The organism is Flavobacterium aquaticum, assembly GCF_003259835.1.
GTDB lineage: Bacteria > Bacteroidota > Bacteroidia > Flavobacteriales > Flavobacteriaceae > Flavobacterium > Flavobacterium aquaticum.
On record NZ_QLMI01000003.1, the window covers coordinates 60,534 to 72,415 of the forward strand.

At 32.3% G+C, this 11,882-nt stretch carries 10 protein-coding genes; 9 read left to right on the forward strand and 1 reads right to left on the reverse strand.

What is annotated here, in order from left to right:
- The first annotated feature begins 41 nt into the window (after window positions 1-41).
- Genes hemA through hemE form a run of 6 tightly spaced genes read left to right on the forward strand, consistent with a single transcriptional unit; the run spans window position 42 to window position 6,420 of the window.
- Complete coding sequence (gene hemA, locus B0I03_RS05345; RefSeq protein ID WP_111566435.1) at window positions 42-1,298, forward strand: glutamyl-tRNA reductase; 1,257 nt, start codon at window positions 42-44, stop codon at window positions 1,296-1,298.
- Complete coding sequence (hemC, locus tag B0I03_RS05350) at window positions 1,295-2,215, forward strand: hydroxymethylbilane synthase (RefSeq protein WP_111566436.1); 921 nt, start codon at window positions 1,295-1,297, stop codon at window positions 2,213-2,215. The genes hemA and hemC overlap by 4 nt, the downstream gene beginning before the upstream one ends.
- Window positions 2,216-2,227: 12 nt before the next feature.
- Window positions 2,228-3,970 (forward strand): TrkH family potassium uptake protein, encoded by a 1,743-nt coding sequence (locus B0I03_RS05355; RefSeq protein WP_111566437.1) that lies wholly within the window; start codon window positions 2,228-2,230, stop codon window positions 3,968-3,970.
- A gap of 10 nt (window positions 3,971-3,980) precedes the next feature.
- A complete protein-coding gene (locus B0I03_RS05360; protein ID WP_111566438.1) occupies window positions 3,981-4,688 on the forward strand; it encodes a potassium channel family protein in 708 nt (235 codons plus the stop codon).
- A 1-nt stretch (window position 4,689) separates the two neighbouring features.
- Window positions 4,690-5,343, forward strand: a complete 654-nt coding sequence (locus B0I03_RS05365) for a uroporphyrinogen-III synthase (protein WP_111566439.1) — start codon at window positions 4,690-4,692, stop codon at window positions 5,341-5,343.
- 51 nt (window positions 5,344-5,394) lie between these two features.
- Window positions 5,395-6,420, forward strand: a complete 1,026-nt coding sequence (gene hemE, locus B0I03_RS05370; RefSeq protein WP_111566440.1) for a uroporphyrinogen decarboxylase — start codon at window positions 5,395-5,397, stop codon at window positions 6,418-6,420.
- Window positions 6,421-6,487: 67 nt separating this feature from the next.
- Here the strand turns inward: hemE and B0I03_RS05375 are convergent, their stop codons facing one another.
- A complete protein-coding gene (locus B0I03_RS05375) occupies window positions 6,488-9,205 on the reverse strand; it encodes a T9SS type B sorting domain-containing protein (RefSeq protein ID WP_146603259.1) in 2,718 nt (905 codons plus the stop codon).
- A gap of 218 nt (window positions 9,206-9,423) precedes the next feature.
- Between B0I03_RS05375 and hemF the strand changes: the two genes are divergently transcribed.
- From hemF to B0I03_RS05390, 3 genes are all read left to right on the forward strand, one after another.
- Entirely contained in the window at window positions 9,424-10,326 is a 903-nt protein-coding gene (gene hemF, locus B0I03_RS05380; protein WP_111566442.1) for an oxygen-dependent coproporphyrinogen oxidase, read from the forward strand.
- 57 nt (window positions 10,327-10,383) lie between these two features.
- A complete protein-coding gene (gene hemB, locus B0I03_RS05385) occupies window positions 10,384-11,397 on the forward strand; it encodes a porphobilinogen synthase (protein WP_111566443.1) in 1,014 nt (337 codons plus the stop codon).
- Window positions 11,398-11,466: 69 nt separating this feature from the next.
- On the forward strand, window positions 11,467-11,880 hold the full coding sequence (locus tag B0I03_RS05390; protein WP_111566444.1) for a c-type cytochrome: 414 nt from the start codon (window positions 11,467-11,469) through the stop codon (window positions 11,878-11,880).
- The last annotated feature ends 2 nt before the right edge of the window (window positions 11,881-11,882 follow it).

The window sequence follows — 11,882 nt, forward strand, 5'->3', positions numbered from 1 at the left end:
AAAATATAATTTTGTTAAACTTTCAGGAAAGAGTACACCATATGGAAAACAATACATTCGCAAAGCATCCTACTTTCTATGCAGTAGGTTTAAGTTACAAGAAAGCAGATGCTGAAATGAGAGGAAAATTTAGTTTGGATGAACAAGCCAAAACTAACTTATTACATCAAGCCAAAGGTGAAGGTATTGATAGTTTGATTGTAACTTCTACTTGTAATAGAACTGAAATTTATGGTTTTGCTCAACACCCTTTTCAATTGATTAAATTACTTTGCGAAAACAGCCAAGGAACAGTTGAAGATTTTCAAAAAGTAGCTTTTGTGTACAAAAATAGTGAAGCAATCTCACACATGTTTCGTGTAGGAACAGGTTTAGATAGTCAAATTTTAGGTGATTTTGAAATCATTAGTCAATTAAAAAATGCTTTTGTAAAAAGTAAAGAATTTGATTTAGCCAATGCTTTTTTAGAAAGATTAGTAAATGCGGTTATCCAAGCGAGTAAAAAAATTAAAAACGAAACTGAGATTTCTTCTGGAGCTACTTCAGTATCTTTTGCATCTGTTCAATATATTTTTAAAAATGTTGAAGATATTGCTTCAAAAAATATTTTGCTTTTTGGAACAGGAAAAATCGGCAGAAATACTTGTGAAAACTTAGTAAAACATACAAAACACGAACAAATCACATTAATCAATAGAACTAAAGAAAAAGCGGAGAAATTAGCTAAAAAACTTGACGTTATCGTAAAAGATTATGCTGATTTACAAATAGAACTTCAAAAAGCAGATGTCGTTGTAGTAGCAACTGGAGCTCAAAATCCAACGGTTGACAAAGCCATTTTAAATCTAAAAAAACCTTTATTAATTTTAGATTTATCGATTCCTAAAAATGTGAACGAAAATGTAAAAGACATCGAAGGTGTTACTTTAGTTCACATGGATGAACTTTCGCAAATTACAGATGAAACTTTGGAAAACAGAAAAAAACACATTCCTGCCGCCGAAGCCATTATTGAAGAAATTAAAGACGAATTTATGGCTTGGACTAAACAGCGTAAATTTGCACCAACCATACATGCTTTAAAAGCAAAACTGAATACAATTAAAGAAGGAGAATTAAACTTTCAACGTAAAAAATTGGCTAATTTTGACGAAGAACAGGCCGAATTAATTACGGCAAGAATCATTCAAAAAATCACGAATCACTTTGCGAATCATTTAAAAGATGATGAAACCATGGTAGACGAAAGCATTGAATGGATTGAGAAAATTTTTCAATTAGAAACGGTTTCAAAATAATGAGCAAAACAATCCGAATAGGAACTCGTGATAGCGAATTAGCCCTTTGGCAAGCACACACAGTACAAAAAAAACTAAACGATTTAGGTTACAAAACTGAAATTACAGCAGTTAAATCGCAAGGCGATATCATTCTTGATAAACCACTTTATGAATTAGGAATTACTGGTATTTTCACTAAAACCCTAGACATCGCTATGATAAATGGTCAGGTAGATATTGCTGTACATTCCATGAAAGATGTACCAACAGCTTTACCTATTGGAATTGTGCAAGCAGCCGTTTTAGAACGTGCTAATACGGTTGATATTTTAGTTCATAAAGGCAATTTAGATTTTTTAACTTCGGAAGGAACTATTGCTACTGGTAGTTTACGCAGACAAGCGCAATGGTTAAATAAATATCCAAATCACAAAGTGGTCGATTTACGTGGAAATGTAAATACTCGCATGCAAAAACTTCATGATAGCGATTGGAACGGAGCTGTTTTTGCAGCCGCTGGATTAGAACGCATCAATTTAAAACCAGAAAATTATATCGATTTAGATTGGATGGTACCAGCACCAGCGCAAGGTGCAATGGTTGTCGTTGCTATGCAAAACGATGATTTCTGTAAAGAAACCTTAGCTAAATTAAACCATTCTGAAACCGAAATTTGCACACACATTGAACGTGAATTTTTGAAAACGTTAGAAGGTGGTTGTACAGCGCCAATTGGTGCTTTAGCAAAATTTAACGCTGATGAAATTGATTTTGAAGGCGTTTTATTCTCTTTAGACGGAAAAGAAAAACACACAATCAAAAAAAGTTGTACTTTTGATTCTTATAAAAACTTCGGAAAAAAATGTGCCGAGGAGATTTTAAACAACGGTGGAAGTGCTTTAATGGAAAGCATTCGTCGTGATTTAAAAAAGTAATTTTATTCCAAAATGGAGAAAGAATCGTTACTCAATTATTTATATCGCTTTTTTGATATCATCGTACTACTTTTCATAGTTTTTGACTTTGGATATGACTTTGAAGAAAACTATAATTCGCCCCATGTAATTGGATTGATTTTTCTTTCTATTGGATTATTAGCATTTAATTCCTTTAAGTTTTTCACCTACAAGTACAAGAGCAACAAAAAAGTAGCACTTGCAAATATGATTTTACTAACTGGGATAATGATAACCTGTTTTGTAATTTCAATATTAAACTTAGATTTTCCTTCTGATTATATTCTTCAAAAAGTAAAACCTATTTTAGAAGGTGGTCTCATATTTTATTTCTTATTGCGATTGTTGGTTTTAGTGCGTCATATTTATGATATTTATTTTAATCCGGCAATTGTTTTTGTTGGAAGTTTCATGATTTTAGCCTTAACGGGAGGATTTTTATTAATGCTTCCAAGTGCTACAACAAACGGAATTACCTTTACTAATGCGCTTTTTACTTCAACAAGTGCGGTTTGCGTTACAGGATTAACAGTTGTTGATACTTCAACGGCCTTTACAACTGTTGGACAATCCATAATCTTAGTTTTAATTCAATTGGGCGGAATTGGTATCTTAACTTTTACTTCTTTCTTCGCCTTCTTTTTTAGAGGAAGTTCATCCTTTAAAGAAGGGTTAAACACCAAAGATTTTATTGCTCATGAAGGTTTAAAAGACGTTTTTAGAGCGGCTCTAAATGTGGTGATTTTCACTATTGGAGTGGAGGCTGTTGGCGCTATTTTTGTGTATTCATCAATTATTGACAACAATACTATTGACAATAAATTTTTCTTTTCAATATTCCATTCTATTTCAGCTTTTTGTAATGCTGGATTTTCTATTTTATCGGCTGGATTGTATGATGAAGCCATTCGTTTTGACTATTTCTTACAATGGATTATCATGATTTTAATTATATTAGGTGGATTAGGTCACAACATTGTATTTAATTTCTATCAAAAAATAAAAACGCATGTAATAGAACTTTTTGACAAAACTATCATTCATAGAAAAGTTCGAATCATTACATTAAATACGCAAATTGTAATTTACACTACTTTAATTTTGTTAATTGGTGGTTTTATTTTCTTGTTTATCTCAGAATACAACAACACTTTATTAGAACATCAAAGTACTTTTGGAAAAATAACTGCCGCCGCATTTAACTCTGTTACACCAAGAACAGCAGGTTTTAATGCTGTTGATTTTACTCAAATGAATGTTCCTTCACTTTTACTAATCATCTTTTTAATGTGGATTGGTGGTTCTCCAGCTTCTACTGCAGGTGGTATCAAAACGAGTACATTTGCTTTAGCAACTTTGAACATCTTTGCCGTAGCAAGAGGAAAAAGCAGAATTGAATTATTTGGAAGAAGAATTTCATCAGAATCTACATCTCGTGCCTTTGCTATTTTGTGTATATCTTTAATAACAATAGGAATATCAATAGTAGCAATGCTAATTTTTGAACCAAAAGGAACACCTCTATTAACGGTTGCTTTTGAATGTTTTTCAGCTTATAGTACTGTAGGATTGAGTTTAAATTATACACCTACTGTTACAGAACCAAGTAAATATATTTTAATTGCTTGTATGTTTATTGGTCGTATTGGAATGCTCAACTTAATGGTTGGATTATTACGAAGATTGAATCATCAATTCTACGAATATCCAAAAGAAAATATATTAATTAACTAATCTACCAAAAATGAAAATTATAGTATTTGGTTTAGGAAACTTCGGAATGTCACTTGCTATCAGCTTAACTGAAACAGGAAACGAAGTAATTGGTGTAGATAAGAACATCGAAAAGGTAAATTTAGTAAAAGACAAGATTTCGCATGCAATTGCCTTAGATTCTACTAATGAATTATCTTACGAAGCTTTGCCTTTAAAAGATGCAGACAAAGTAGTTGTTGCTATTGGTGAAAACGAAGGTGCTGCCATCATTACAACAGCTATTATTAAAAAATTGAGTGATGTGAAAATTATCAGTAGAGCTTTGTCGCCAATTCACGATACGGTTTTAGAAGCAATGGGAATTTACAGCATCATTCATCCTGAACAAGAGTCTGCAGATAGATTAACTAAACAAATCAATTTTAAATCTACTTTAGAAAACTATCAATTAGATGATAATTTTACCATTTCTGAAGTAAAAGCTAAACCAGAATTCTTTGGAAAAACTTTGGCCGAATTAGATTCTATCGATAAATATCGATTAACCTTAGTGACTATCATTAGAAAAAGAGAAAAGCGAAATCTTATTGGAAAAAAATCTATAGTAAAAGAAACTATTGGACGTCCATCACCTGACACTATTGTACAAGAAGACGATATTTTAGTAGTTTATGGATACAATAAAGACATTGAAACCTATTGTTTAGGACAAGAAGAACACCAAATTAGAAGCTAAAATGACCCAAATTCTCTCTACAAAAAAACTTTCAAAAGCATTAAAAAACAAACTTTCTGATGCTAAAATTGAACTTGTAGAAAAGAATTTTATTCAAACAAAAGCTGTTGATTTTGAAACACCTCAACTAAACGATTACTTAGTTTTTACAAGTAAAAAAGCGGTGAAAAGTGTTTTAAAATCAAAAATAAAAAACGTTCATACCTTTTCGTGTTTGTGTGTAGGAAGTAAAACCAAAAAATTCCTCGAAAAGAAAGGATTTACCGTTATTGAAAGTGCCGATTATGCTGAAGAATTAATTCAAATAATCGAATCAAAATATAAAAGTAATTCGTTTACTTTCTTTTGCGGAAATATCAGAAGAAATACAATTCCTGCTTTTTTTCAGCAAAATAAAATCGCATACAACGAAACTATCGTATATGAGACCAAACTGAAACCACAGCAAATAAAAAAATCATTTGATGGCGTTTTGTTTTATAGTCCATCAGGTGTAAATAGTTTTTTAGAAAAGAATTCATTAGAAAACAAAACCTGTTTTTGCATTGGAACAACCACGGCAAAAGCATTAGAAAATAGAACAAAAAACATAGTAATTGCATCACAACCCACCGTTGATAATGTAATTAACGAAGTTATAAAATATTACAAATAAACAAGACCTGACAGGTTTTCGAAACCTGTCAGGTCTGAAAAACAAAAAACCATGTTAAAGAACGACTTATTTTTAAGAGCATTAAAAGGAGAAACTGTAGAACGCCCGCCAGTATGGATGATGCGTCAAGCCGGAAGATATTTACCAGAATTTAGAGCATTACGCGATAAATATGATTTTTTTACCCGTTGCGAAACTCCAGAATTAGCTGCTGAAATTACGGTTCAACCTATTAGAATTGTAAAACCAGATGCTGCGATTTTATTCTCAGATATTTTAGTAGTTCCAAGAGCTATGGGAATTCACGTAGAATTAAAAGACAATTTAGGTCCGATAATTCCAAATCCTATTCGTACAGCTGAACAAGTAAACCAAGTTTTTGTTCCGAATATTCACGAAACCTTAGGTTACGTAATGGATGCCGTAAAATTAACCAAAGAAATGCTGAACGACGAAGTGCCATTAATTGGCTTCGCAGGTTCGCCATGGACTATTTTTTGTTATGCTGTAGAAGGAAAAGGTTCTAAAAGTTTTGATACAGCAAAAGGATTTTGTTTTTCAAATCCTGTGGCAGCACACTTATTGTTGCAAAAAATTACCGATACCACCATTTTATACTTAAAAGAAAAAGTAAAAGCAGGTTGTAATGCGATTCAAATTTTTGATTCTTGGGGAGGCATGCTTTCTCCAGTAGATTATCAAGAATTCTCTTGGCAATACATTAACCAAATTGTGGAAGCTTTAGCTGAAGAAACAGAAGTAATCGTTTTTGGAAAAGGTTGTTGGTTTGCCTTGAACGAAATGGCAAAATCAAAAGCTTCTGCTTTAGGAGTAGATTGGACATGTTCTGCTAGAAACGCAAGATATTTATCAGGCGGAAACATAACGTTACAAGGAAATTTCGACCCAAGTCGTTTATTATCTCCAATTCCAACCATTAAGAAAATGGTTCACGAAATGATCGACGAATTCGGAAAAGACAAATACATTGTAAACTTAGGTCACGGTATATTACCAAATATTCCTGTGGATCATGCTAAAGCGTTTGTTGAGGCGGTGAAGGAGTATAAGAAGTAGTTCTATAAAATTTGAAGTTAAAAGAATTACAAAAATTTAGATAATTCTTTTAACTTCAAATAAACCCTTATCTAATAAGGCTGAAATGCCCTCTTTTGGTAATGGTATTATCATTAAAATCTTTAAAAGTTACTTTATACCAATAATCTGAAGCTGGCAACATTTTATTTTTAGATGTACCATCCCACCCTAAATTACTTTCAATCAAGTTCATAGAATGAAGTAAATTTCCAAATCTATCAAACAAGTTTATTTCAACCGAAGAATAAAAATCATCTAGTGGTCCGTGAATTCTCCAATAATCATTTATACCATCATTATTAGGTGTAAAATAACTAGGCGATTTTATCAACAAAACATTATCTTTTATTATATAGTTACATCCTGTAACATCTTTAACATAAATGGTGTAAATTCCTGGCTCTAAATTTTGAAAAGTATGAGAATTTCCAGATCCGAAATAGGAAATATTATCAATTGAAAACTCATAATTTCCTGTACCTTCTATTGAAATAAATATTTCATTATTATCCGAACTAATCTCTTTTAATACTGGAACCTCAGCATTTCTTACTATAAAACGTTTTGTTTCTGTACAGATAATTCCATTTTCAAGTTTTTCTAAAACAACAGAGAATCTTCCTTCTTCTGTAAGAGAAAAAAATCTTTGATTAGACAAAACCACATCGTTTCTGTCTTTCCATGTCCAAGAAGTATTGTTTATCCCTCCATCTAAAACAATTGGAGATTGAATAGTTGAATCACAAATCGTATATATATTTTCAATATTAATTTCTATAGGAGAGTTAACTACAATATTAAAAGAAAAAATCCCATTACATGTATTATTTTCGTCCTCTACTCTAATCCAAAGAACTCCTGAAGAAGCTATATAAAGCCCTGTTTTTTGATTTAACTTGGTTTGAGCATCTAAAAAGCTACTATAAAAATTAACTTCATATCCAGTCGGAATACTTAACAAAGTAATAATATCTGATTCAATTGCCGATAAATCAAATTGTCCTTCTAGATTATTTAAAATACCATCTGAGTTTTCACAGGTATAAAAATTTGGTATTTGTGTTGTGGAAGTTGTTGTTCTATTTTCTATAAAGAAACTCGTAATTAAAGAACATCCTTTTTCTGTAATTATTTTTACAAAAATTTCTTCTAAATTAGACCTATTTGTATACTGATTTGGATTTGGGATTCGATTGATGTCATTTTGAGCATCTTGACTATCATTGTAAAAATAATACTGAAAATCTAAATTTGCGTTACTAATAAAATCGCTTATGTTTTCTAAATTAAAAATTGAAAAACCATCATTATCCGTATCGCATTGAGTTAAAACTTGATTAGGAAGCAACAATGGCGGAGGAAAAACAATTACTGTTTTATACAATACAAATGTTCTATTTTGTGTTACGACAGTAGCTTTAATTTTTTGAAAACCCGATGTAGTAAATGCATGAGATGGATTCAAATCATTTGAAAAATTTCCATCACCAAAATCCCATTGAACAGAAATAATTGGAACATACATATCTAAACTAAAATCAAAAGGAGTATTAATACATGTATCTTCCGAAACAATTATTCTATTTCTAAGGCTTGAAACTATAAAATTTGGTAAACCTTTTGTTGAGCTTCCAGGTACAAGACTAATTACACCACTTTGAAATAAACAATCAGAACCAGCCTTTTCAGGCTTACTTATAACACTTATTTGATTTGATGGAAAATTTATATCTCCTTTAGAAACATATATCTTTCCATTTCTTGCTAATTGTAAAAATCTTGCTTGTCTCTCAACGAAATAATAATAATTTGGCGGGTCCAAATCTTCCAAACGAGAAAATTGAACCTGAACAATATATGCAGTATCGCCAGCTGACCCTGTGTAATATAACATTTTAGAATCTTGTGAAAACTCAACTCCATAAGGAGTTAAAAACAATCCAAAAGCAGGAATAGAATTTAGTCTTTTATAAAAAATTATACTATCAAGACTTAAATTGTACTTGTAAGTATAAATATTCATGTTAATAGCATCAACTAAAGCGATGTGTTTTCCATCAGGAGAAATTTTTAATGGCCCAGAAGTACCTATAACTTCATTAATTGTGATTAAAATTGGTGTCAAATTAACACCTGTCTGAGAAACATTAAAAATTCTAAAAACAAAAAGTTCCTCTCCATTTTGATTTAAAATAGGTGCATTTGGTTTTGTTACAAAAAGCACTTTATAGGTGTCCGAATCATTATCATAAATTGCTGCTAATCTAGAAGTCGCCGTATTTGCAATTCTTTGATTCTTCAAAACAACAATTCCAAGTGGGTTTTGCGCGTTAAATTTTATTTCTGAATAATAAACTCCGGCAGACATAACAGTAGGACTAGTTACTGTATTTTCTCTGGTATAAAAAATATAATAGGTAGACGAATCATTAGGTTTAGGTATTATTATTGACGTTTGAACTCCTTCAATATCACCTACCAAATCATTACCATTATTCATAATTTGATGGTTTCTATTCCAAATGTTTTGTCCATTAGAATAAAACATCAAATTACCATTAAAGTCAGAAATACTTGAACAGCCGGCAGGAGTAATCATATTGCCATCAGTTAAAACATCTTCTTCACCAGAATTAAAATCTAACCCTGCATTTTTACCAAAATACCAATGGTTTGTTTCGTTTTGAGAAAACCCATTAAGACTTAGTAAAAATAACAGAGGTATAATAATGTATTTTATAGCCTCACTTTTAGTTAAAAACATTTTATTTTCTTTCTCTAAAAACAACTATTATTAAAATTTAAATGATTTTACAAAATAAAATTTGCAAGTTGTAATTAGACGTGAAAGACAAAAATAAAAAGAATTATAAGCTTTTATACCCTAGTTTTTGTTAAATATGTTACAAGAAATTAATAAATTTGTAATCCATTACAGTGTAATCAAACTTTAGACACAATATTTGCCCTCAAAACAAATCGATGAAAAACAAATTCTACACCTACATACAAAACCTACAAGAGCAAATCTGTAAAGGATTAGAAGACATTGATGGCGGCACCAAATTTCGTGAAGATATTTGGAAACGACCAGAAGGCGGCGGTGGTCGCACACGTGTTATTGAAAACGGAAACGTTTTTGAAAAAGGCGGTGTAAACATTTCAGCCGTTCATGGTAAATTGCCTGATACGATGCAAAAAATGTTCGGCGTAGGAGAAGCCGATTTTTTTGCTTGCGGATTGAGTTTAGTCATTCACCCAAAAAACCCAATGGTACCAACCGTTCATGCCAATTGGCGTTATTTTGAAATGTATGATGAGAAAGGAAACATCATCAACCAATGGTTTGGTGGCGGACAAGATTTAACTCCGTATTATCTGTTTGAAGAAGATGCAAAACATTTTCACCAGACCTGTAAAACGGCATGCGATAAACATAACCCTGAATTTTATCCAAATTACAAAAAGAAATGCGACGAGTATTTTTGGAATGCACATCGTTTTGAAGCAAGAGGAATTGGAGGTTTGTTTTTCGATTATTTGAAAGCAACCGAAACCATGAAAATGGAAGATTGGTACAATTTCGTAACTGAAGTTGGGAATTCGTTCTTGCAAGCGTATGTTCCAATTGTAGAAAAAAGAAAAGATTTACCTTATTCGGATGCTCAAAGAACTTGGCAAGAAATTCGTCGTGGTCGTTATGTAGAATTCAATTTGGTTCATGATAAAGGCACCCTTTTCGGACTAAAAACCAATGGAAGAATCGAAAGTATTTTGATGAGTATGCCTCCACATGTTCAGTGGATTTACGATCATAAACCCGAAATTGGTTCAGAAGAAGAAAAATTAATCAAAGTATTAGAAAATCCAATCGAATGGGTTTAAGCGCAAAGTTAAAACAACTTTAAACCTTAAACTTTTAAACAATTTAAACAAAATAGTATGTTCCCATTACACAGAGGTCGTCGTTTAAGAGTAAACGAATCTATAAGAAGTTTAGTTCGCGAAACCAGCTTGAGTCCGGCTGATTTTATGTTTCCTATGTTTATCATGGAAGGAGAAAATACAAAAGTAGAAATCCCTTCTATGCCAGGAATTTTACGTCGTACATTAGATTTAACGGTGGAAGAAGTAAAAGAATTATTTGCTTTGGGAATTCGTGCCGTAAACATCTATGTAAAAGTTAGTGATGATTTAAAAGACAATACTGGAAAAGAAGCTTGGAACGACAATGGTTTGATGCAAAGAGCCATTCGTGCCATAAAAGCCGCTTGTCCTGAAATGATTGTAATGCCTGATGTAGCTTTAGATCCGTATTCAATTTATGGTCATGATGGAATTATTGAAAAAGGCGATGTGGCAAATGACGCCACCAATGATACTTTAGTAAAAATGGCGGTTTCTCACGCCAAAGCAGGTGCCGATTTTGTAGCGCCAAGCGACATGATGGATGGTCGTGTATTACGTTTACGTCAAGGTTTAGATGCTGCGGGATTTCACAATGTGGGAATTATGAGTTATTCGGCAAAATATGCTTCGGCTTTTTATGGCCCGTTTCGTGATGCTTTGGATTCAGCTCCAAAAGATGCTGATGTTGATACTGAGCCTGTCGAAGTACCGAAAGACAAAAAAACCTACCAAATGGATTATGCTAATCGCATCGAAGCGGTTAAAGAAGCACTTTGGGATGTGGAAGAAGGAGCTGATATGGTCATGGTAAAACCCGGGATTGCCTATTTAGATATTGTTCGTGAAGTTAAAAATGCAGTTGATGTTCCGGTAACAGTTTTCCATGTTTCAGGAGAATATGCCATGATTAAAGCGGCTTCCGAAAGAGGTTGGTTAGACCATGATAAAATTATGATGGAGCAATTAATGTGTATCAAAAGAGCGGGTGCGAGTTTGATTTCCACTTATTTTGCTAAAGAAGCAGCAATTTTATTAAATAAAAAGTAATGTGACAAATGTCACAAACTAAGTGAAATCGATAGTGTAATTTTATCGATATTTCTAAATCATATCAAAATGAAACTTATATTGAAATCATTAGGCGTATTAGCTTTTGGTCTTTCGCTAACTAATTGTAGCGATAAAAAAGAAACTGATGCCTACGGAAATCCTGTTCAAGAAAAAACAGAAGTAGCAACAGAAACTACTGTTGACCCATTACTGGCAAAAGGACAAGAATTGTTTGAAGGAAAAGGAACGTGTACAGCATGTCACAAACCCGACACAAAAGTAATTGGACCAGCAATAAAAGATATCGCCAAAATTTACAAGGAAAAAGGTGCAAGTATTGCTGCTTTCATTAACGAAGAAGGCGAACCTATTGTTGACCCATCGCAATACGAAACCATGAAAACCAACTTTGCTATTACAAAAGCCATGACGGCTGAAGAACGCAAAGCTTTAGAAGTATATATGATGAGTTTCGAGTAACC

Coding starts and splice junctions, on each gene's coding strand:
- hemA (WP_111566435.1), top strand. CDS start 42: ATGGAAAACAATACATTCGCAAAGCATCCTACTTTCTATGCAGTAGGT.
- B0I03_RS05355 (WP_111566437.1), top strand. CDS start 2,228: ATGGAGAAAGAATCGTTACTCAATTATTTATATCGCTTTTTTGATATC.
- B0I03_RS05360 (WP_111566438.1), top strand. CDS start 3,981: ATGAAAATTATAGTATTTGGTTTAGGAAACTTCGGAATGTCACTTGCT.
- B0I03_RS05365 (WP_111566439.1), top strand. CDS start 4,690: ATGACCCAAATTCTCTCTACAAAAAAACTTTCAAAAGCATTAAAAAAC.
- hemE (WP_111566440.1), top strand. CDS start 5,395: ATGTTAAAGAACGACTTATTTTTAAGAGCATTAAAAGGAGAAACTGTA.
- B0I03_RS05375 (WP_146603259.1), bottom strand. CDS start 9,205: ATGTTTTTAACTAAAAGTGAGGCTATAAAATACATTATTATACCTCTG.
- hemF (WP_111566442.1), top strand. CDS start 9,424: ATGAAAAACAAATTCTACACCTACATACAAAACCTACAAGAGCAAATC.
- hemB (WP_111566443.1), top strand. CDS start 10,384: ATGTTCCCATTACACAGAGGTCGTCGTTTAAGAGTAAACGAATCTATA.
- B0I03_RS05390 (WP_111566444.1), top strand. CDS start 11,467: ATGAAACTTATATTGAAATCATTAGGCGTATTAGCTTTTGGTCTTTCG.